Raw genomic sequence first — 20971 nt, forward strand, 5'->3', positions numbered from 1 at the left:
CGCCCTTAATCTCTCATTCAGAAATTGTCTTGAAACCAATTTTTCATGCTCTGCCAGGCCCCCCGTAAGCCACCTGTGCCCATCGGTTCCGATGTGCCGCCATACTGATTGTGCCGACCAAACTGCAACAACCCCACACCGGTCGAATAGATCGGATTACGTACCACATCTGCCAACCCCGACACTGTCTGCGGGACTCCGAGCCGAACGGGCATATGGAAGACCTCCTCCGCCAGCTCGATCGCCCCCTCCATCTTTGCACTGCCTCCGGTCATCACCACGCCGCCGGCGATGACATCTTCATAGCCACTGCGCCGCAGCTCTGCCTGGACCAGCATCATCAACTCCTCGTACCGCGGCTCCACCACCTCGGCCAGGGTCTGCCGCGACAGCCTGCGCGGCGGCCTGTCACCGATCGACGGTACCTCTATAGTCTCGTCGCTAGTCGCGAGCTGGGTCAGCGCGCAGGCATATTTGATCTTGATATCTTCAGCATGCTGAGTCGGGGTACGCAGTGCCACCGCAATGTCGTTGGTAACCTGATCACCAGCAATCGGGATCACCGCAGTGTGGCGAATCGAACCACCGGTAAAGACCGCAATATCGGTCGTGCCGCCGCCAATATCGACCAGGCAGACGCCGAGTTCCTTCTCATCCTCACTCAACACCGCATAGCTGGAGGCGAGCTGCTCCAGGATCAGGTCATCCACCTCCAGACCGCAGCGTCGCACACACTTGATGATGTTCTGCGCCGCGCTCACCGCGCCGGTAACCATGTGCACGCGCGCTTCCAGGCGCACCCCAGACATGCCAATCGGATCACGAATCCCCTCCTGCTCATCGATGATGAACTCCTGCGGCAGGATGTGCAGGATGCGCTGATCAGCGGGGATCGCCACCGCGCGGGCCGCATCGACCACCCGCTCCACATCACTCTGCGTCACCTCTTTGTCACGGATTGCGACGATGCCGTAGGAGTTGAGACTACGAATGTGGCTGCCCGCCACCCCGGCGTAGACCGAGTGAATCTCGCAGCCGGCCATCAACTCCGCCTCTTCCATGGCACGCTGGATCGACTGCACCGTCGACTCGATATTGACCACCACACCCTTCTTCAACCCCCGCGAGGGGTGCGAGCCGATACCAATGATCTCGATCTCGCCATCAGGCCTGAGATCGCCGACAACCGCCATCACCTTGGAGGTGCCAATATCGAGTCCGATGATCAGGTTCTTTTCAATCTTCTTTGTCATTCAGACATCCACTCCCCGGTTTGGGCGAAACAACATCTGTGGATAGTTCGCGCTTTCCGAGCGATCCATTTGAGTCTCCCAGGTCACACTGAATCCATTGGTGTATCGGAGATCGATCCGTAGCAGCTTCTGTTTCCGGCTGGCGCGCAATTCCGGATAGAGAGGCACAAAACGCGCCAATTGCTGCGCAGCATCTCCACGTCCAAGCACCAGCGCCAGCCCTTCATCGGTATAGAGGGTCCAGGCGTTACGCTGATCAGCAACGATGCGCTTCAGCTTCATCTCTACCGTCTCCAGCAGCGCCCGAATCCGGCGATAATTCCGGTGAATCAAGGCCACATTCGCATCCGGCCCCTCCCAACTAACCAGCCCGGGAATCTTCGGCAGGCTGCGCGGGCGAAAGATCTCACCACGTTGGTTCACCAGGGCGTCTTTACCCCATCTGGCCAGAGGCTCATGTTCCACCACTGACACCTCAATCCGGTCGGGCCAGAGCCGCTTCACACTCACCCGATCGACCCAAGGCAGTCCCTCAACCGCACTGCGCACGGCCTGCAGATCGACGCTGAAAAAGCCGCCCCGGATCGACTCGTGCACGGTCTTTTCCAGCAACCCACGATCCAGATACCTAACCTCACCATCAATCCCCACGGAGCGCAGCGGCATCACCCCCGGCTGCTGCAGCCACTGGTAGCCCCAGAGCACTGCAGCCAGGCTTAGGGCGACGACACTCAGCATCACCCCCCAACGGTGCAAAAAATCGACCACCATGGCGAATCGTCCAGGCGCCGACCGTTTTTTAAGTCTGCGCTTCATCCCTCTGCAAGCTCCAGACTGGTTCGCAAAATCTGCATCACCAGCTCATCGAATCCTATCCCGGCCGCTTTGGCCGCCATCGGCACCAGACTGTGATCGGTCATGCCCGGCACCGTGTTAACCTCGATCAGCCAAGGCTCGCCCGCTTCATCCAGCATCAGATCAACTCGCCCCCAGCCGCTGGCGCCCACCGCATCGAAGGCCTTCGCAGCCAGCTGCTGCAGACGTTGCTCCTCTGCCGCAGGCAGGCCGCAGGGGCAGTGGTAACGGGTCGAATCGGCGCTGTATTTAGCCTCGTAGTCATAAAATGTACGAGGTGTCTCGAGACGGATCAGTGGCAGCGATTTGCCTCTGAGCAGGCTGGCGGTGTACTCCTGGCCGCTGATCCAGCGCTCCGCCAATACCATCGGGTCGTACTCAGCCGCCATCTGCCAGGCCTGCTCCAGCTCATCCCGGCTACCGACCCGCGCCATACCAATGCTTGAACCCTCCCGGGCAGGCTTGATCATCAGCGGAAAACCCAGTGCGGCCGAGGCCTCCAGATCAGACTCCCGCTCGATCAGGCGCGACTCCGGGGTTGGCAAGCCCAAACCACTCCAGAGTGCCTTGGTGCGGTACTTGTCCATCCCCAGGGCCGAGCCCAGCACACCACTGCCGGTATAGGGCAGGCCGATCGATTCAAGCGCCCCTTGCACCGTGCCATCTTCACCGCCACGGCCGTGCAGCACGATGAAGGCGCGATCAAAGCCGCCTTCGCTCAACTGCTCCAACAGATTTTCGGCGGAATCCACCGCATGGGCGTCAATAGCTTGACGCAATAACGCCTGAAAAACCGCGTCACCGCTGCGCAGTGAGACCTCCCGCTCCGCAGAGCACCCGCCCATCAGCACCGCCACCTTACCGAATTCTGCTGGCTGGAAATGGCTCATAGCGGCTCTCCAATGCGGTGCACCTCAGTGACCAAACGCACTCCGCTGCGCGCCTCCACCTGCTGCTGAACCCGCTCGATCAGCGCCTCGATATCAGCTGCAGTCGCCTCACCCGTGTTAACGATGAAGTTGGAGTGTTTCTCCGAAACCTGGGCGCCACCGATCTGCAGCCCCTTGAGGCCCGCAGCCTCGATCAGGCGCGCCGCGTGATCTCCCGGCGGATTGCGAAACACCGAACCACAACTCGGCATGCGGGTCGGCTGAGTCGCGCCGCGGCGCTCCAACAAAGAACGGATCTTCGCCTGGGTACTGTCCGCATCACCCTGCAGCAGTTGCAGCTCTGCGGCGAGAAACCACTCCTCCGCCCGCCCCTTGACCGAGCGATAGCCGATCTCAAACTCATCCGGCGAGCGCCGCCACAGCCGGCCGTGCCGATCAACCATCTCGACACCGATCACCCGTGGCCAGATCTCACCGCCAAACGCGCCGGCGTTCATCGCCAGGGCGCCGCCCAAGGTACCGGGGATACCTGCCAGAAACTCCACGCCGCAGAGCCCCGCCCGAGCGGCCATTCTTGCCACCCTGGCACAGGTGACTCCAGCCTCGAGATAGAGCTGGCGTTCGCCGCGCCACTCAATTCGATCGAGCCGTCCCTGGGTGGCGATCACGGTACCGTCGAAGCCGCCATCGCGTACCAGCAGGTTGCTGCCCAGGCCGAGCCAGAAGAGCGTTTCATCTTCTGGCAAACCCTGCAGAAACAGGAGCAGATCCTCGCGGTCGGCGGGGCGATAGAAACGCCGCGCCGGGCCACCCACCCGCCAGGTGGTATGGCGTGCCATGGGCTCGTCGTAACGCATCTCGCCGCGCAGCCCCTGCGGTTGCACCGCCGCCATCAACGCGAGTCCCTCCCACTCACCAACGCAGCCTGCTGCTGAGCCAAGCTGGCCTGCTTGTCGGCTCGCCGGCTACCCGCCTGAATCTGTTTGACGCCAGCCTGAGCTGTCTGAAAAGGCACAAACCCACGACCGCCAGCATGAGGCAGCAAGGATTCACCACATCCATGATGCAACCGTCGCATATCAAAACTCACACTCATGATTCACCTCCCTCACAGAGGATCTCTGGCAGGCGGGCGGCAATCGTACCGATGCTGCCCGCCCCCAGGGTCAGCACGATGTCACCGTCACGCAGAATGCCAGCGATGATCTCCGGCAGTTCATCCAGCGGCTCAACGAACACCGGATCGACCTGCCCTCGGGCTCGCACCGCACGACTCAGGGCGCGCCCGTCAGCCCCCTGGATAGGCGCCTCACCAGCTGCATAGACTTCGGTCAGCAACAGCACATCCGCTTGCGAGAGCACGTGTACAAAGTCATCGAACTGCTCTTGGGTGCGGCTGAAACGGTGCGGCTGAAACGTCAGCACGATGCGCCGGCCAGGCCAACCCTCGTGCACCGCCTGCAGGGTTGCGGCGATCTCCCGCGGATGGTGCCCGTAATCATCCACCAGCAGCACCTGACCAGCCCCACAGCGGCATTCGCCCTTGGTCTGAAACCGTCGCCCGATGCCCTGAAAACTCTGTAGCGCCCGTTGGATGGCGGCTGGCTCCACCCCTAGTTCCAAGGCCACTGCCACCGCCGCCAGCGCATTCAGCACATTGTGCCGGCCCGGCATGTTGAGGCTGACCTGCTGGCCGCGCTCCCAACCTTCGCATTCGAGCCTGAAGCGGGTGGTCAAGCCCTGTTGTTCAACATCCACCGCGCGCACGTCGGCATCCTCAGAGAAGCCGTAGCTGCGAATCCGCCGGGTCACCTTCGGCAACAGCCGCCGCACCTCGGGGTCATCGATGCAGAGCACCGCCAGGCCGTAGAAAGGTAGATGATGCAGAAACTCCAGAAAGGCGGCGCGCAGCCGCTCGAAATCACCGCCGTAAGTGGTCATATGATCGGCGTCGATATTGGTCACCACCGACAGCATCGGCTGCAGATAGAGAAACGAGGCATCGCTTTCATCCGCCTCGGCCACCAGATAGTCTCCCTCCCCGAGCCTGGCGTTGGCGCCAGCGCTGTTGAGCCGGCCACCGATGACGAAGGTCGGGTCGAGCCCACCCTCGGCCAACACGCTGGCGATCAGGCTAGTGGTAGTGGTCTTGCCGTGGGTGCCGGCCACCGCAATGCTGTAGAGGAAGCGCATGATCTCGGCGAGCATCTCCGCCCGCGGCACCACCGGAATGCGTACCTCTCGAGCCGCCACCACCTCGGGATTATCCTCTTTGACGGCGCTGGAGATCACCACCGCATCCGAGCCGATCACGTTGCCCGCCTGATGGCTGAGAAATACCTCGGCGCCGAGATCACTCAGGCGCTGGGTCACCGCGCTTTCACGCTGATCCGAACCAGAGACCTCATAGCCAAGATTGAGCATCAGCTCGGCGATGCCGCTCATGCCGGCGCCGCCGATACCGACAAAGTGGATGCGTCGCATGCGGCCCATGCTGTCCGGGGCGTGGCGACGTCTTACCGCTTCATTCATGGTTCATTACCTCCAGACAGGCGCGACCAACCCGCTCTGCTGCGTCAGGTTGTGCCAAGGCACGTGCAGCCCCGGCCATCTTCATCAGTTCGCCACGATCAGCGCTCAGGCGACTCAATCGATCTGCCAGATCCGCCGCATCCAGCTCGCTCTGCGGCAGCAATTGCGCCGCCCCGGCATTCACCAGGAAGGCAGCGTTGCGGGTCTGGTGGTCATCCACCGCATGGGGATAGGGCACCAAGATCGCCCCCAGGCCGGCTGCCGCCAGCTCCGAGATGGTCAGCGCGCCAGCCCGGCAGATCACCAGATCAGCCCAGCCGTAGGCCGCCGCCATATCCTCTTCAAAAGGTTTCACCTCGGCGCTAATGCCGAAGTCCCGATAGGCCTGCTGCGCCACCACGAAATTCCGCTCACCCGCCTGGTGGCGCACCTGCGGCCGCTGCGCCGGCTCAAGCAGCGCCAGTGCCTTCGGCACGGTCTCATTTAATGCCTGAGCCCCCAGGGAGCCGCCCAGCACCAACAGTCGCAGCGGTCCGCTGCGCGCCGCAAACCGCTCAGCCGGCGCCGCCAACGCAGTGATCTCAGCGCGCACCGGATTACCCGAATTGAGGGCCCTACGAGCCGCATCAAAGCTGCCGGGAAAGGCTTCGAAGACCCGCCGAGCCAGCGGCGCCAACAGCCGGTTGGTCAGCCCCGGCACCGCATTCTGCTCCTGGATCACCAACGGGATGCGCATCAACCAGGCCACCAGGCCGCCAGGACCGGAGACAAAACCGCCCATACCAAGCACCAGAGCGGGCCGCTTGCGCCGCAGGATCACTGACACTTGCCAGAGCGCGCGCAGCAGCACGAAAGGGGCGGCCAGACGACGTTTCAACCCTGTACCACGCACACCTTTGATCTCGACCTGCTCAATCTCAATGCCGTAGTGCGGGATCAGACGTGACTCCATACCACCGGGGGTGCCCAACCAGAACACTCCGCAGCCCTGCTGTTGCAGCCACTGCGCCACCGCCAGTGCCGGAAATACATGCCCGCCAGTACCGCCAGCCATCACCATCACGCGCGACTCCACTTGGCGGCCCTCCTCTGTGTCTCCCGGGACGCCTGACGCACCTCGTGGTCGACCCGCAGTAGCAAAGCCATCACAATACAGACAACAACAATGCTGTTACTGCCGTAGCTCATGAACGGTAGCGTCAGCCCCTTGGTCGGCAGCACTCCCACATTCACACCGATGTTGATGAACGCCTGGATGCCGATCCAGATGCCGAACCCGTAGGCCAGATAGGCAGAAAAACGCTGCCCCAGACGCTCAGCTCGCCAACCGAGGCCAAACGCCCGCCAGCTGATGAAGAAGAACAGCGCGATCACCACCAAGGTACCAATCAGGCCGAACTCCTCACCAACCACCGCCATCAGGAAATCGGTGTGGGCCTCCGGCAGATAAAACTGCTTCTGTATGCCGTTGCCCAGACCGACACCGCTGATCTCACCGCGACCGAAGGCGATCAGCGCCTGGGAGAGCTGGAAGTCACTCTTGAAGGGATCATCCCAGGGGTTGACGAAGGAAGTAATGCGCGCCCAACGATAGGTGGAGAAGTAAGCCAGCGCGCTAGCGGCGGAGACCGCCATGCCAAGCAAGATCGAGAACTGCCAGAGCTTCACACCGCCAAGCAGCAGCATGCCGAGCACCGTCGCAAACAGCACCACCGTGGTGCCGAAATCGGGCTGTAGCAGGATCAGCACCCCAGTCGGAGCCAGCACCAGCATCGGCTTAACAAAGCCCCAGAAAGAGTTGCTGACCTCCTCACTACGACGCACCAGATAACCGGCGATGTAGATCACCATGAAGAGCTTCATGAACTCCGAGCTCTGCAGGTTGAATGGCCCCAGCTGAATCCAGCGGGTCGCACCATTGACCGTCTTGCCGACGCCGGGCATCAGCAGAATCAACAGCAACCCCATACCCAAGAACACCAGCAGCGGACCCGCCTGCTGCCACTGCCGGATCGAAACTTGCGACAATAGCAGCGCTGCACTAACGCCCAGACCGATGGCGATGGCGTGACGAATGACATAGAAAAAAGGCGTGCCGCCGATGCGCTCACCCACCCACATCGAGGCAGAGGCGACCATCACCATGCCAAAACAGAGTAGCACCAAAGCGGCGCCCAGCAGCCAGTAGTCGAGCTGCGGCAGGGCTGGCAGCGAACCACCTTTGCCGGTTATCGCTTGCGGGCGTACTGCTGTATTCATTCGTCCAGCGCCTCCACCGCCCGAGCAAACTGCTCACCCCGATCCTCAAAACTGGCGAACATATCGAAACTAGCGCAGGCGGGGGAGAGCAACACGCGATCCCCTGGCAACCCATGCTGAGCCGCCACCTCGACCGCGTTCTTCATCGATTTTACATGTACCAGCTGGGCGCAGCCGCTCAGCACCTCTTCGATCAGCAGCGCATCCCGACCGATCAGGATCACCGCCCGTGCAGTGCGCGCTACCACCGGCGCCAGCTCGCTGAAATCGGCCCCTTTGCAGTCACCACCGGCAATCAGCACGGTGCGGCTCTCGCCATGCTCCGGGTGCAACCCCTCCAGCGCCGCAGCGGTGGCACCGACATTGGTCCCCTTGGAGTCGTTATACCAACGCAGCCCACGCTTTTCGGCGATAAACTCGGTGCGGTGCGGCAAGCCGCAGAAACTGCGCAGTGCCTCCAGCATCGGCGCCATCGCCAACCCGGCAGCGCTGCCCAAGGCCAAAGCTGCCAATCCGTTAGCCAGGTTGTGCTCACCAGGAATGCGCAGATCCGCAGCCGGCATCAGCAACTCGTTAGCACGACAAAGCCAGCGCTTCCCTGCCACGCGCCTGACGCCAAAATCCCCGCCTTCTGGTTCACCAAGGGTAAAGCCGAGCGTGTTATCGAGATCGGCCACCATCGCCACCACACGGGGATCGTCCCGGTTGACCACCCGTTGCTCGGCATTGCGGTAAACCACCGCCTTGGCTGCGATGTAGTCATCCAGACTGACGTAGCGATCCATGTGATCGGCAGCGATATTCAGCACCACTGCCACCTTCGCCCGCAGGCTCTGGGTGGTCTCCAGCTGAAAACTGGAGAGCTCGACTACATAGAGCTGCACATCCTCATCCAGCAGATCAAGGGCCGGTTCGCCCAGATTGCCGCCCACCGCCACGTTGAGCCCAGCCACCTTCGCCATCTCACCCAGCAGGGTGGTGACGGTGCTCTTACCGTTGGAGCCGGTGATCGCGATGATCGGCGCGTTAGCCGCCTGCGCAAACAGCTCGATGTCCCCCACCACCGGGACGCCACGCTCGATGGCGGCGCCGATCACCGGGGTCTGTAGCGACAGCCCGGGGCTGATCACCAGCCGTTCGGCCGCCGCGAACACCTCCGGCTGGAAGCCGCCGAGAAACAGCGCCAGATCGGGCATCTCCTCGCGCAGCGCCTGCAGCCCCGGCGGCTGCTGACGACTGTCGGTCACCGCCACCGCGACCCCTTGGGCAGTGAGGTAGCGAGCGCAGGAGAGGCCGGTTTTGCCCAGCCCCACGACCAGCGTTCTGGCGGTTTGTTGCATCACGTTTGGCATCAGCGGATCTTCAAACTCGCCAGTCCGATCAACACCAGAACCACGGTGATGATCCAGAAGCGTACGATGACCCGTGGTTCAGGCCACCCCTTCAACTCAAAGTGGTGGTGCAGCGGCGCCATGCGGAAGATACGTCGCCCGGTCAGCTTGAAGGAGCTGACCTGTAGCACCACCGAGACTGTCTCCATCACGAACACCCCGCCCATGATGAACAGCACCATCTCCTGGCGCACCGCCACCGCTACCGCACCCAGCGCAGCGCCGAGGGCCAGCGCACCCACATCTCCCATGAAGACCTGGGCCGGATAGGCGTTAAACCAGAGGAAGCCCAGCCCGGCCCCCACCAACGCAGCACAGAACACCACCAGCTCGCCCACTCCAGGCAGGTAGGGAATCTTCAGATAGCCAGCAAAATCCACATGCCCGGTGAGATAGGCGAAGATGCCCAGCGCGCCGCCCACCATCACAGTGGGCAGGATCGCCAGTCCATCCAGACCATCGGTGAGGTTGACCGCATTGGAGGAACCGACGATCACCAGATAGGCAAAGAGGATGAACCAGGGCCCCAGGTCGATAGCCAGGTTCTTGGTGTAGGGGACCAGCAGCTCAGTCGCTTCCGGCGCATTCGCGGTCACATAAAAGGTCACGGCCACCGCCAGCCCGACCAAGGTCTGCCAGAAATATTTCCAACGGGCGATCAAGCCGCGTGGGTCACGCTTCACCAGCTTTTTGTAGTCGTCGACCAGACCGATGATGCCGAACAACAGGGTGACGATCAGCACGATCCAGACATAACGGTTGCCCAGGTCGGCCCACAACAGGGTGGCGATGGTAATCGCCACCAGAATCAGCGCACCGCCCATGGTCGGTGTACCGGCCTTGGAGAAGTGGCTCTCCGGGCCGTCATCGCGCACCGTCTGGCCGATCTGATGGTGGCTCAGCCGGCGAATCATAACCGGCCCCACCAGCAGCGAGATCAGCAGTGCGGTCAGCACGCCAAGGATGGTGCGCATGGTCAAGTATTGAAAGACATTGAACGCGCTATGGTACTGCGCGAGCCAGTCTGTCAGATAAAGCAGCATGGTCAGTCTCCCCCCTGGCCGGCCAAGGCATCTACGACCTGCTCCATCCCGGCAGATCGTGAGCCCTTTATAAGTATCGTGTCACCACTAGCTGCGCCCTCCCGCAGCGCCTCCGCCAGTGCCTCCCTATCTTCAAAATGACGCCCGGCCCCGGCAAACGCCACCGACGCCTCGCGGCTTAGCTCTCCCACACTCCACAGCACATCAATGCCGGCACGCTGCGCCTGTTCACCAATCTGCCGATGCAGACGCACTGCGCCCAGGCCCAGTTCGGCCAAATCACCCAGCACCAGCCAACGCTGCCCCGGCGCCTGCGCCAACAGCTCGATGGCGACGCTTACCGAATCGGGATTGGCGTTGTAGCTGTCGTCGATGAGCCGTACGCCCGCCGCCATGCGAGTCTGCAGGCGACCTTTCACCGGCCGCATGCCGGCCAGACCTGCCACCACATCCTTTTCAGAGGCCCCTAGGGCAATCGCGGCGGCAGCGGCAGCAGCGGCGTTGATCAGGTTGTGTCGTCCACCGAGGGCCAGCTTTAACTGCAGCTCTGTGTCCTGATAGAAGAGCGGCGCATGCACGATAAAGCCGTCCGCCTCCCAGCGGGTCTCGGCGGCCTCCGCATCCAGTCGCAGCTGCGCCTCGGGATGGGTGCCGAAGGTCAGCAGACGCCGACCCTCGGCCTGTTTCTGCCAGAAGGGAAAGTAGGCATCATCACGATTCAGCACCAGCGTGCCGTCATCGGTCAGACCCTGGATGATCTCCCCCTTCGCCTTGGCGACCCCGTCGAGCGTGCCGAAACCCTCCAGATGGGCGGCCCCAGCGTTGGTGATCAGCGCCACGTCGGGGCGCGCGATTCCGCTCAGGGCGACGATCTCGCCTGGGTGATTGGCCCCCATCTCGATCACCGCATAGGACTCATCCTGTTGACGCAGCAGGGTCAGCGGCATGCCGATATCGTTGTTCAGATTGCCCTGGGTCGCCAGCACCTTACCGCGCTGGCTGAGGATCGCGGCAAGCATCTCCTTGACCGTGGTCTTGCCGTTGGAACCGGTCACCGCCACCAGCGGCACCGGGAAGGCCTGACGCCAGGCCGCCGCCAGCCGCCCCAGCGCGAGCCGGGTGTCATCGACCAGGATCAGCGGTAGGTGCGCGGTCGTGCGTTCACTGACCAGCGCCGCCACCGCACCGCGCAGTTCGGCCTCATAGAGAAACTCGTGGCCATCGAAGTTGGGGCCCTTTAAGGCCACGTAGAGATCACCGGGCTGCAGCGTGCGGGTATCGGTGCTGACCGCACCAAAGCTGCGCTCCATGCCGAACAGCATACCGTCGATCTGCTCCGCCGCCTGATAGAGGCTGAACTGATTCACTGCTGCCCCTCCGCAGCGATACCAAGCAGCCGCCGCACCTGCTCCCGGTCATCGAAGGGGATGCGTCGATCACCGATCTCCTGCCAGCGCTCGTGGCCCTTACCTGCGATCAGCACCAGATCATCGGCGCCGGCAGACTCCACGGCCAGACGGATCGCTTGGGCCCGGTCTGTCTCAACTTGCACCACGTCGGGTTGCTGCATGCCGCTCAGGATCTGCTGGATGATCGCCTCACTGGCCTCACTACGCGGGTTGTCATCGGTGAGGATCACCCGGTCGGCGAGGCGCTCAGCGACCGCTCCCATCTGCGGCCGCTTGCCACGGTCGCGGTCGCCGCCGCAGCCGAACACCACCGAGAGCGAACCCTGGCAGTGGCCACGCAACACCTCGAGCGCCTTTTGCAGGGCATCCGGAGTGTGGGCGTAGTCGACGATCACCATCGGCCCGGCCTCGCCTTCGAAGCGCTCCAGTCGACCGGCAATGGTTTTGATCGAGGCGAGTGCAGCGATCGCTTCGGACCAGCCCCACCCTTTGTAGAGCAGCACCGCCAGCGCTGCCAGCAGGTTGTCGGCATTGAAGCTGCCCATCAGTTCAGTCTGCAACAGACCTGATCCCCAGCTGCTCTCCAGCTGGATCTCCATGCCCCGCGCGGTGGGCAGAATGCGTTCGGCCCGTATCCAGTCACTCAGACGCTCTGGGAAGGCACTCTCAAGATCGGCGGAGTAGCCCACCGCATCCACATCGCCGGCCAGACTGCCGAGCAATTCCAGGCCAAACGGCTGATCCATGTTGAGCACCGCACAGCGCAGGTCGGGCATCTGAAACAGACGCCGCTTGGCCGCGGCATAGTTGCCAAGGCTGCCATGATAGTCAAAGTGGTCGCGGCTGAGGTTGGTGAACACGGCGATATCGAAGTGCACCGCCTCGACCCGCGACTGATGCAGCGCATGAGAGGAGATCTCCATCGCCACGCTGCGCGCGCCCTTTGCTTTCAGCTCCGCCAGCAACCCCTGCACGCTGACCGCATCCGGGGTGGTGTAGCCGGTGGCCTCCAGGGCCTCTGGGAAACCTGCGCCGAGGGTACCAACCACGCCGCAACGCGCCTCGCTATCGAGGGCCTGGGCCAGTAGATGGCTGACGCTGGTCTTGCCGTTGGTTCCGGTAACACCGATCACCGTCATCGAGCGGCTAGGATAGGCGAAGAAGCGCGCAGCAATCAGGCTCGCTAGACGTGTCAGCCCCTCCACTCGAATCAATGGAATCGGGAGTTGCGTCGCCAACCGCTCCGCCTGTCGATTGACTTCAGAGCCATTTGGCTCCCAGGCGATCGCCACTGCCCCCTGCGCCAGCGCCTGTTCGGTGAAATCGAGACCGTGCCGGTCGCCCCCCTGACAGGCGAGAAACAGCCCGCCGGGACAGAGGTTGCGGCTGTCGATGGCAAGGCAGGAGATGGGGCGGTCCTGGGCGGCATCGATCTCTGCCAAGCCCGCCAGCAGATCCTGCAGCGACACGGTCTGAGACCTGTTCATCAGACTCTTCATCGCCCCGCTTCCATCTGTACCAGTCGCGACCCCGACGGCAACGCCAGGTTGTCGGGGGGGATATTGAGAATCCGCAGCGCGCCACTCATCACTCGGGAGAAGACCGGAGCTGCAACCTTGCCACCATAGAACTCTTTACCTCGGGGTTCATTGATCAGCACCGCCATCACCAACCGTGGATCGGTCGCCGGCGCCATGCCGACAAACAGGGCGAGGTAGCGATCATCCGCATACCCTCCCTTGACCGACTTTTTAGCGGTACCGGTCTTGCCCGCCACCCGGTAGCCAGGCACCGCCGCCTGCGGTGCGGTACCACCCTCGGCGACCACCGCCTCCAGCATCTTCACCAGGGCACGGGCATTGCGGCGGCGCATCACCCGTTTCCCTTTCGACGGCTGCTCCAGCTTCAACATCGAGACCGGCAGCTGCACCCCGTCGTTGGCGATCACCGCATAGGCGCGGGCCAGTTGCAGGGGGGTCAGTGCCAGCCCATAGCCGAAGGAGAGGGTGGCCTGTTCAAACGCGCTCCAGTCAGAAAAGTGGGGCAGGCTGCCACTCGACTCGCCGGGAAAAAGACTCTCGCTGCTGCTGCCGAAACCGAGTCGGGTGTAGAAGTTCCAGAGGGTCTCCGGCTTGAGCGCCAAAGCGATCTTGCTAATCCCCACATTGCTCGACTTCTGCAGCACCGTCTTAACATCGATACGGCCATAGTTGCGATGATCGCGCACCCAATGGCGCCCCACCCGCAGCTGTCCTGGATTGACGTCAATCGGTGTGTCAGCGGTGAAACGGCCCTGTTCCAGGGCGGCGGCAACAGTGAACGGCTTGAGCGTCGAGCCCGGTTCGAAGACATCGGTCACCACGCGGTTGCGGAAACTGGAGTGGTGGCTGTCGCGCCGTGCATTCGGGTTATAGGAGGGACGGTTGACCATCGCCAGCACCTCGCCACTGCGCACATCGAGAATCACAGCCGAACCCGACTTCGCCTTGTGTTTAGTGACTGCCGCCTTCAGCTCGCGATAGGCGAGAAACTGCAGCCGCCGGTCAATGCTCAGGACCAGTTCGTTGCCCGGTTTTGGACTGCGGATATTCTCCACATTCTCCACCACCCGACCATGGCCATCTTTGATCACCCGCTTGGCGCCGGGCGCACCCTTCAGCCACTCGTCGTAGGCCAGCTCCATGCCTTCCTGTCCCTGGTCGTCCATCCCGGTGAAGCCGAGCACATGGGCCATCACCTCGCCACTGGGGTAGAAACGGCGATACTCGGAGACCAGACTGATCTCTTTGATATTGAGTGCTTCCACCTCCGCGGCAGTGTCCGGGTCGATACGCCGCTTGAGAAAGACGAACCCCTTGTCGCGCGAAAGCTGCCGGCGCAGCCAGTCGGCATCCAAATCAAGGGTGGCGGCCAGCGCGCCGATCGTCTTCCCATCCACATTAATTTTGCGTGGGTTGGCGATAACAGTCTTGACCGGGGTGCTGATCGCCAGCGGCTCGCCGTTGCGATCGGTAATCATGCCGCGACTGGCGCTCACTTTCATCACCCGCAGGTAACGGCGCTCACCCTGCTCCTGCAGGAACGTGGTCTGCAGCACCTGGCGGTCGATCGCCCCCCACACCAGCAGGCCATAGGCGAGCAGCAAAATGCCGAGCACAAGCCAGCGCCGGCCCCGGTAGCCGGGTTCCCGCGCAGTATCGCTCTGCTGTCGTTTTTTCTTGCTTGCCGCCATCTCAGCGCCTTATCACCACCACTTCATCGAACCGGGGCAGGTGCATGCCGAGGCTGCCCCGCGCTACCCGCTCCACTCGCGAGTGGGTGGCGAGTGTGCTCTCCTCAAGCTGCAGACGCCCCCATTCGATACCGATCTTCTCCCGCTCTGTCAGTAACTCCTGCAGACGCACAAACTGCTTTCTGCTGAGGTATTTTGCGTAGACCACACCGATCCCCGACAGCACCACTGCAACCATCAGAAGGGCGAGTAACCAGCTCCGCGCCGACATCAGGCAAGCCTCTCGGCAACGCGCAAAACGGCACTGCGCGCCCGCGGGTTCGACTCGGTCTCGTCTGCACCCGGCCGTATCGCCTTGCCCAGCAGTTTCAAACGCGGTTGCAGCTGCGCCTGGGTGACCGGGACACCGGCGGGGAAGCGATCTCCCTTCGCCTGGTCGCGCATGAAACGTTTGACGATCCGGTCCTCCAGCGAGTGGAAGCTGATCACCGCCAGCCGCCCGCCGGGGCGCAGCACCTCCAGTACCTGACCGAGAAACTGCTGCAGGTCATCCAGTTCTCGATTAATGAAGATGCGAATCGCCTGAAAACTGCGTGTCGCAGGGTGTTTGCCCTTTTCCCAGGCAGGGTTGGCAGCGCTGACGATCTCCGCCAGCCGTCCGGTGGTCAGAATCGGTTCGACTTGTCGTGCCGCCACGATGGCACGCGCGATGCGGCGTGCATGGCGTTCATCGCCATAACGCTTGAGCACATCAGCGATCTCTTTGTCTGTCGCAACCGCCAGCCATTGGGCAGCACTCATCCCCGAATTGGGATCCATGCGCATATCCAATGGGCCATCCTGCAGAAAGCTAAACCCCCGCTCAGCCTGATCCAACTGAGGAGAAGAGACACCCAAATCCAGCAGGACCCCATCAACCCGGCCCGCCACACCTGCATGCTGTGCCACTTGCGCAATCATCGCAAAGCTCTGCTGCACGATAGTGAACCGTGCATCCCCCCCCAGTTGTTCTCTGCCATGGACGATCGCCTGTGGATCTTTGTCGATGCCGATCAATCGTCCCCGCTCACCCAATGCCTTGAGTATGCGCCGGCTGTGTCCGCCCCTACCGAAGGTGCCGTCGATATAGATCCCTTCGGCTGTAATATTTAAGGCTGTTACTGCCTCCTCCAGCAGTACCGGCCTATGTGTTGTTATCTCTGTCATCGTCAGATCGAGAGCGACTCAAGTTCCTCTGGCAGGTCAAGATCGTTCAGGTCAACCTCTTCCAACCACTCATCCCGATTGCGATTCCAGGTCTCTTCATCCCACAACTCAAAACGGTCGCCCTGTCCCACCAGGGCGACCCGTTTCTGCAGATTGGCGAACTTACGCAGCTCCGTCGGCAGCAGAATTCGTCCTTGAGCATCCATTTCCAGATCGTGGGCGTGGCCGATATAGAGCCGCTGTAAATTGCGTGCCGCCCTATTGAATGAGGGCAAGGCCTTCAACTTCTGCTCGATCTCCTCCCAAACCGGCTCGGGGTAGATCAGCAGGCAGCGGTCTTTATCTACGGTGATTACCAATTGGGAGGCGCAGGATTCCACCAGCCGCTCACGATACCGAGTCGGTATCGCCATACGGCCTTTGGCGTCCAGATTTAGGGCAGAAACCCCACGAAACACCGCTCACCCCCCCGCTTGGAAACAAACTCCCCTCTTACCCACATTATTCCACTTTTTTCCAATCTTAGGTGCCGCATCTCCACCTTGTCAAGGAGAGTGATTGTAAAACCCCTGTTTGATCAAATAGTTACACGCGGGAGTTAAGGTTGCTCACACAGAAGATAAACCTCTTTAAACACAAAGAGGTAACGCAAAAACCTAATGTGAAACATGAGAACAGCGTTGCGCTTGCGGGAGGAAATTCGTCGAGAGGCTAAAAAAGGGGGAGCCGGCCTGTAAGCCGGGTTCTGTCGAGGACAGCCATTCATCTGGGATGCACGTCACCGTGCACCTCAAGCAACCTACCCGGGAGCGATGCGGGCCACACCAATGCTCCCCTATTTGGTCTTGCTCCGGGTGGGGTTTACCCTGCCACTGGCGTTACCGTCAGCGCGGTGCGCTCTTACCGCACCATTTCACCCTTACCGGCGCCAAAGGCGCTTAGGCGGTATCTTTTCTGCGGCACTTTCCGTAGACTTGCGTCCCCCAGGCGTTACCTGGCACCCTGCCCTGTGGAGCCCGGACTTTCCTCCACCTCGTTGCCGAGGCAGCGACTGTCCGGCCGACTCCCGCTAGCAACCTACTGGTTTAGCGGAAAAGATGCAATAGCTATAGCTCCCAAACGGCCGAACCCGGCCACAGAATTTTGTTCCCGAAATGGATCCGCCGGGTTGGGCGCCTATCAATAATCGCATTAAAAGCAAGATATGGCCCCCAGACGGGCCGCTCGAAAAGATCCTGATCCATGCAACCAGCCAAAAACATCTTCGACTATCGCCCCTACTGGGCCAAACGCTTCGGCAGCGCGCCGGTCCTGCCGATGTCGCGGGCAGAGATGGACAACTTGGGCTGGGACAGCTGCGACATCATTATCGTCACCGGCGACGCTTATGTGGACCACCCGAGCTTCGGCATGGCGCTGATAGGACGGCTGCTGGAGGCCCAGGGCTTTCGTGTCGGCATCATCGCCCAGTCCGACTGGCACTCGAGCGGCGACTTCCTGCGCCTCGGCCGCCCCAACCTCTTCTTCGGCATCACCGCCGGCAACATGGACTCGATGGTCAACCGCTACACCGCCGAGCGGCGCATCCGTAGCGACGATGCCTATACTCCCAACGGCGAGGGCGGCAAGCGCCCCGACCGCTCGGTGATCGTCTACGCTCAGCGGGCCCGCGAAGCCTGCAAGGGAGTACCGATCATCATCGGTGGCATCGAGGCAAGCCTGCGTCGCATCGCCCACTACGACTACTGGTCGGAAAAGGTGCGTCGCTCGATCCTGCCTGATTCGAAGGCCGACCTGCTGATCTACGGCAACGCCGAGCGGGCGCTGGTGGAGGTGGCCCACCGACTGGCGGCGGGGGAGAAGATCTCAGAGATCACCGACGTGCGCGGCACTGGCCTGATGCGCCAGCAGCTGCCGGAGGGCTGGAGCGAGGTCGACTCAACCCAGATTGACCAACCCGGCGCATCGATCAGGCACTCCAGTCCCTATCAGGCAGAGCCGGCCTGCGACACAACGCAGCGCGTCACGCTGCACACCCGCCCCCGCAAACTGGAGCGCAGCCACACTGTAATCCGCCTCCCCTCTTATGATCAGGTGGAGTCGGACGAGCTGCTCTACGCCCACGCATCCCGAGTCTTCCACCTGGAGACCAACCCAGGCAACGCCCGCGCCCTGGTGCAGCGCCACGGCAAGCGCGATGTCTGGCTCAACCCGCCGCCAATTCCGCTCACCACAAAGGAGCTCGACCACATCTACGAGCTACCCTATACGCGCAAACCCCACCCAGCCTATGGCGATGCTAAAAACCCGGCCTGGGAGATGATCCGCTTCTCGATCAACATCATGCGCGGCTGTTTCGGCGGCTGCACCTTCTGCTCGATCACCGAACACGAGGGGCGCATCATCCAGAGCCGATCGGAGGATTCGATCATCCGCGAGGTGGAGACGATCCGCGACCAGGTGCCCGGTTTTACTGGCAACATCTCCGATCTGGGCGGCCCCACCGCCAACATGTACCGGCTGCTGTGCAAGGACAAAAAGGTCGAGGCCGCCTGCCGCCGCCTCTCCTGCGTCTATCCCGACATCTGCCCCAACATGGAGACAAACCATCGCCCGCTGATCCGACTTTATCGCCGAGCCCGCAAGCTACCCGGAATCAAACGCATCTTCATCGCCTCGGGCCTGCGCTACGATCTGGCGGTGCGCGACCCTGAATATATAAAGGAGTTGGTCACCCACCATGTTGGCGGCTACCTGAAGATCGCGCCTGAGCACACCGAAGCGGCCCCTCTGAGCAAGATGATGAAACCGGGGATCGGCAGCTACCAACGTTTCAAAAAGCTGTTCGAAAAATACTCTATGGAGGCCGGCAAGGAGCAGTACCTAATCCCCTACTTCATCGCCGCCCACCCCGGCAGCTCAGACCAGGACATGCTCAATCTGGCCCTCTGGCTAAAGGCCAACGGCTTCCGTCTCGACCAGGTACAGGCGTTCCTGCCAACCCCGCTGGCGATCGCCTCGGCGATGTACCATACCGGCCGCAACCCGCTGAAGCGGATCCAGCGTGATGGTGAAAGCGTCACCGTAGCACGCGGCCTAAAACAACGCCGCCTGCACAAGGCATTTCTGCGCTACCATGACTCGGCCAACTGGCCAGTGCTGCGAGAGGCCCTGAAACAGATGGGACGGGCCGACCTGATCGGCAACGGTAAACACCAGCTGATACCCAATTGGCAACCGAAAACTGAGCGTCAGCAAGGCAGCAACAAACCCGCGGGAAAGAGGGTCGGCAGGAGAGATCCAGCCAATCGACGAAGCGCCATAAAAACCCCCGGACGACGTCACAAACACAGCCGCAAAGGCCGCTAAAACAACACAACAAAAAACACCATCAAAGACACCGCATACGGCGCACATTAACCTTATCTTTCAAGAAGTTAATATAACGCACAAACAATCCATCCCAAACTTGAAAATAGCGCTTTCGGACCCATACTTAAGGCAGATAGAGAGGGCAAACGAAGGAGGAAGCCATGAAAATCACACGTTACGACCCCTGGCAGATGATGGAAGAGTTGCGCCGTGATATGGATCGCGCGTTCACCCCTCAACTCCAGAGAGAAGACACAACCCATGTTGTAGGTGGAGACTGGGTGCCCGCGGTTGATATCAAGGAAGAGGATGACCGGTATGTCCTGCATGCCGACATCCCCGGCGTTGATCCCGAAAAGATCGAAGTCACCATGGAGAATGGCGTACTGACGATCCGCGGCGAACGGCACATTGAGCATGAAGAGGAACGCGAAAACTTCCGGCGTATCGAACGCTCACACGGCGTCTTCTACCGGCGTTTCACGCTGCCTGAACATGCCGATGCAGAGGCCATCACCGCCACCGGCAAGGATGGCGTGCTTGAAGTCATCATTCCCAAGACCACCACACCGACCGCACGCCGGATCGAGGTGACACACTAAGCTGATCATGGGAGAGGGCCTGTATGGCTCTCTCCCATGCTGCTTTCCCCGCCTCAGCTATCAGTCTTCCATGCCAGCGCCTGCTGATAGAGCGCATTTTTCTTCAGGCCGGTGATTGTCGCCGTCAACGCCGCCGCCTGTTTCAGCGGCAACTCACCAGCCAGCACGCGCAGGATCCGTTCCGCATCCGCCCCGGAGTCCATCACATCAACCGGTTCCGCCCCCGCCAACAGCAACACGAACTCCCCCTTGCGCTGATTCGCATCTGCCTCGACCTGTTCAATCAGCGAGCTCAGGCTGCCGCTCAACACTGTCTCGTGCAGCTTGGTCAGCTCTCGGGCGATCACTGCCTGACGCTCACTACCAAATACCGCCGCCATATCCGCCAGCGAGGCCTTTATCCGGTGGCTCGATTCATAAAACAGCAGCGTCGCAGTCTGTTTCAGCAGTGCCTCCAGCCAGTGGCGGCGCTGCGCGCCCTGGCGCGGCGGGAAGCCAGCAAACAGAAACCGGTCGGTGGGCAGACCCGCCACCGACAGCGCCGCAATCGCCGCACTCGGCCCCGGCACCGCCATCACCTCGATCCCCCGCTGGCGCGCCTCACGCACCAGCGGAAAACCTGGATCACTGATCAGCGGCGTACCCGCATCAGAGACCAGCGCGACCTGCTCACCCTGTGCCAGGTGCAGCAACAGTCGCTCCATCGCCTCGCGCTCATTGTGCTCGTGAAACGCCATCATCGGGGTACCGATGCCGTAGTGACGCAACAACGACCGAGTATGGCGGGTATCCTCCGCGGCAATCAGATCGACCGTCGACAACACCTTCACCGCACGCCGGCTCAAATCATCAAGATTGCCGATGGGGGTGGCTACAACGTAAAGTACGCCTTTCGACACGTTACATTCCAATGCTCGGGACCAACGC

19 protein-coding genes and 1 other RNA gene are annotated in these 20971 nt (G+C 61.7%); 2 read left to right on the forward strand and 18 right to left on the reverse strand.

Going from position 1 to position 20971, the window contains the following annotated elements:
- Nucleotides 1–17 precede the first annotated feature (17 nt).
- The 17 genes from ftsA to rnpB all read right to left on the reverse strand — a co-directional run bounded on the left by ftsA (nt 18) and on the right by rnpB (nt 17137).
- Nucleotides 18–1253 (reverse strand): cell division protein FtsA, encoded by a 1236-nt coding sequence (ftsA, locus tag Ga0074115_RS05770; protein ID WP_005960907.1) that lies wholly within the window; start codon nt 1251–1253, stop codon nt 18–20.
- A complete protein-coding gene (locus Ga0074115_RS05775) occupies nt 1254–2069 on the reverse strand; it encodes a cell division protein FtsQ/DivIB (protein WP_057955001.1) in 816 nt (271 codons plus the stop codon). It abuts the gene before it with no gap.
- Nucleotides 2066–2998 carry a D-alanine--D-alanine ligase gene (locus Ga0074115_RS05780; protein ID WP_057955002.1) on the reverse strand — a complete coding sequence of 311 codons (933 nt, stop codon included), beginning with the start codon at nt 2996–2998 and terminating at the stop codon, nt 2066–2068. The genes Ga0074115_RS05775 and Ga0074115_RS05780 overlap by 4 nt, the downstream gene beginning before the upstream one ends.
- On the reverse strand, nt 2995–3891 hold the full coding sequence (gene murB / locus Ga0074115_RS05785; RefSeq protein ID WP_057955003.1) for a UDP-N-acetylmuramate dehydrogenase: 897 nt from the start codon (nt 3889–3891) through the stop codon (nt 2995–2997). Before murB ends, Ga0074115_RS05780 begins: the two co-directional genes overlap by 4 nt.
- Nucleotides 3891–4094: a hypothetical protein gene (locus tag Ga0074115_RS16200; protein ID WP_157292675.1), complete on the reverse strand. Its 204-nt coding sequence runs from the start codon at nt 4092–4094 to the stop codon at nt 3891–3893. Before Ga0074115_RS16200 ends, murB begins: the two co-directional genes overlap by 1 nt.
- Complete coding sequence (gene murC / locus Ga0074115_RS05790; RefSeq protein ID WP_060528313.1) at nt 4091–5530, reverse strand: UDP-N-acetylmuramate--L-alanine ligase; 1440 nt, start codon at nt 5528–5530, stop codon at nt 4091–4093. The genes Ga0074115_RS16200 and murC overlap by 4 nt, the downstream gene beginning before the upstream one ends.
- Complete coding sequence (gene murG / locus Ga0074115_RS05795; RefSeq protein WP_198295045.1) at nt 5523–6605, reverse strand: undecaprenyldiphospho-muramoylpentapeptide beta-N-acetylglucosaminyltransferase; 1083 nt, start codon at nt 6603–6605, stop codon at nt 5523–5525. Before murG ends, murC begins: the two co-directional genes overlap by 8 nt.
- A complete protein-coding gene (gene ftsW / locus Ga0074115_RS05800; RefSeq protein WP_057955004.1) occupies nt 6590–7789 on the reverse strand; it encodes a putative lipid II flippase FtsW in 1200 nt (399 codons plus the stop codon). The genes murG and ftsW overlap by 16 nt, the downstream gene beginning before the upstream one ends.
- Nucleotides 7786–9141, reverse strand: a complete 1356-nt coding sequence (gene murD / locus Ga0074115_RS05805) for a UDP-N-acetylmuramoyl-L-alanine--D-glutamate ligase (protein ID WP_057955005.1) — start codon at nt 9139–9141, stop codon at nt 7786–7788. Before murD ends, ftsW begins: the two co-directional genes overlap by 4 nt.
- On the reverse strand, nt 9141–10223 hold the full coding sequence (gene mraY, locus Ga0074115_RS05810) for a phospho-N-acetylmuramoyl-pentapeptide-transferase (protein ID WP_005960915.1): 1083 nt from the start codon (nt 10221–10223) through the stop codon (nt 9141–9143). Before mraY ends, murD begins: the two co-directional genes overlap by 1 nt.
- 2 nt (nt 10224–10225) lie before the next feature.
- Nucleotides 10226–11590, reverse strand: coding sequence for a UDP-N-acetylmuramoyl-tripeptide--D-alanyl-D-alanine ligase (locus Ga0074115_RS05815; protein WP_057955006.1), 1365 nt, complete (start codon nt 11588–11590; stop codon nt 10226–10228).
- Complete coding sequence (locus tag Ga0074115_RS05820) at nt 11587–13119, reverse strand: UDP-N-acetylmuramoyl-L-alanyl-D-glutamate--2,6-diaminopimelate ligase (RefSeq protein ID WP_232432926.1); 1533 nt, start codon at nt 13117–13119, stop codon at nt 11587–11589. Before Ga0074115_RS05820 ends, Ga0074115_RS05815 begins: the two co-directional genes overlap by 4 nt.
- Before the next feature lie 8 nt (nt 13120–13127).
- Complete coding sequence (locus Ga0074115_RS05825; protein ID WP_057955007.1) at nt 13128–14864, reverse strand: peptidoglycan D,D-transpeptidase FtsI family protein; 1737 nt, start codon at nt 14862–14864, stop codon at nt 13128–13130.
- Between the two features lies 1 nt (nt 14865).
- The gene (gene ftsL, locus Ga0074115_RS05830) at nt 14866–15135 is read right to left on the reverse strand and encodes a cell division protein FtsL (protein WP_005960920.1); all 270 of its coding nucleotides are present in this window, start codon (nt 15133–15135) and stop codon (nt 14866–14868) included.
- Nucleotides 15135–16070 carry a 16S rRNA (cytosine(1402)-N(4))-methyltransferase RsmH gene (gene rsmH / locus Ga0074115_RS05835; protein ID WP_057955008.1) on the reverse strand — a complete coding sequence of 312 codons (936 nt, stop codon included), beginning with the start codon at nt 16068–16070 and terminating at the stop codon, nt 15135–15137. The genes ftsL and rsmH overlap by 1 nt, the downstream gene beginning before the upstream one ends.
- 2 nt (nt 16071–16072) lie before the next feature.
- Nucleotides 16073–16528: a division/cell wall cluster transcriptional repressor MraZ gene (gene mraZ, locus Ga0074115_RS05840; RefSeq protein ID WP_060528315.1), complete on the reverse strand. Its 456-nt coding sequence runs from the start codon at nt 16526–16528 to the stop codon at nt 16073–16075.
- A gap of 260 nt (nt 16529–16788) precedes the next feature.
- Nucleotides 16789–17137, reverse strand: an RNA gene (rnpB, locus tag Ga0074115_RS05845) — RNase P RNA component class A.
- A 175-nt stretch (nt 17138–17312) separates the two neighbouring features.
- Here rnpB and Ga0074115_RS05850 point away from each other — a divergent pair.
- Nucleotides 17313–19439 carry a YgiQ family radical SAM protein gene (locus Ga0074115_RS05850; RefSeq protein WP_057955009.1) on the forward strand — a complete coding sequence of 709 codons (2127 nt, stop codon included), beginning with the start codon at nt 17313–17315 and terminating at the stop codon, nt 19437–19439.
- 164 nt (nt 19440–19603) lie between these two features.
- The gene (locus Ga0074115_RS05855; RefSeq protein ID WP_005960924.1) at nt 19604–20044 is read left to right on the forward strand and encodes an Hsp20/alpha crystallin family protein; all 441 of its coding nucleotides are present in this window, start codon (nt 19604–19606) and stop codon (nt 20042–20044) included.
- 53 nt (nt 20045–20097) lie between these two features.
- On the opposite strand, the gene rsmI is transcribed toward Ga0074115_RS05855, so the two are convergent.
- Nucleotides 20098–20943 (reverse strand): 16S rRNA (cytidine(1402)-2'-O)-methyltransferase, encoded by an 846-nt coding sequence (gene rsmI / locus Ga0074115_RS05860; protein WP_057955010.1) that lies wholly within the window; start codon nt 20941–20943, stop codon nt 20098–20100.
- Nucleotides 20944–20971: the final 28 nt, after the last annotated feature.

It is taken from the genome of endosymbiont of Ridgeia piscesae (assembly GCF_001443665.1).
GTDB classification, from domain to species: domain Bacteria; phylum Pseudomonadota; class Gammaproteobacteria; order Chromatiales; family Chromatiaceae; genus Endoriftia; species Endoriftia persephonae.

Bases quoted from the DNA above. Each gene is read 5' to 3' on its own strand.
- murC (WP_060528313.1), bottom strand. From the start codon at position 5,530: ATGAATGAAGCGGTAAGACGTCGCCACGCCCCGGACAGCATGGGCCGC.
- ftsL (WP_005960920.1), bottom strand. From the start codon at position 15,135: ATGTCGGCGCGGAGCTGGTTACTCGCCCTTCTGATGGTTGCAGTGGTG.
- ftsA (WP_005960907.1), bottom strand. From the start codon at position 1,253: ATGACAAAGAAGATTGAAAAGAACCTGATCATCGGACTCGATATTGGC.
- ftsW (WP_057955004.1), bottom strand. From the start codon at position 7,789: ATGAATACAGCAGTACGCCCGCAAGCGATAACCGGCAAAGGTGGTTCG.
- Ga0074115_RS05850 (WP_057955009.1), top strand. From the start codon at position 17,313: ATGCAACCAGCCAAAAACATCTTCGACTATCGCCCCTACTGGGCCAAA.
- Ga0074115_RS05820 (WP_232432926.1), bottom strand. From the start codon at position 13,119: ATGAACAGGTCTCAGACCGTGTCGCTGCAGGATCTGCTGGCGGGCTTG.
- Ga0074115_RS05855 (WP_005960924.1), top strand. From the start codon at position 19,604: ATGAAAATCACACGTTACGACCCCTGGCAGATGATGGAAGAGTTGCGC.
- Ga0074115_RS05825 (WP_057955007.1), bottom strand. From the start codon at position 14,864: ATGGCGGCAAGCAAGAAAAAACGACAGCAGAGCGATACTGCGCGGGAA.
- Ga0074115_RS05780 (WP_057955002.1), bottom strand. From the start codon at position 2,998: ATGAGCCATTTCCAGCCAGCAGAATTCGGTAAGGTGGCGGTGCTGATG.
- rsmH (WP_057955008.1), bottom strand. From the start codon at position 16,070: ATGACAGAGATAACAACACATAGGCCGGTACTGCTGGAGGAGGCAGTA.
- Ga0074115_RS16200 (WP_157292675.1), bottom strand. From the start codon at position 4,094: ATGAGTGTGAGTTTTGATATGCGACGGTTGCATCATGGATGTGGTGAA.
- Ga0074115_RS05775 (WP_057955001.1), bottom strand. From the start codon at position 2,069: ATGAAGCGCAGACTTAAAAAACGGTCGGCGCCTGGACGATTCGCCATG.
- mraY (WP_005960915.1), bottom strand. From the start codon at position 10,223: ATGCTGCTTTATCTGACAGACTGGCTCGCGCAGTACCATAGCGCGTTC.
- murD (WP_057955005.1), bottom strand. From the start codon at position 9,141: ATGCCAAACGTGATGCAACAAACCGCCAGAACGCTGGTCGTGGGGCTG.
- murB (WP_057955003.1), bottom strand. From the start codon at position 3,891: ATGGCGGCGGTGCAACCGCAGGGGCTGCGCGGCGAGATGCGTTACGAC.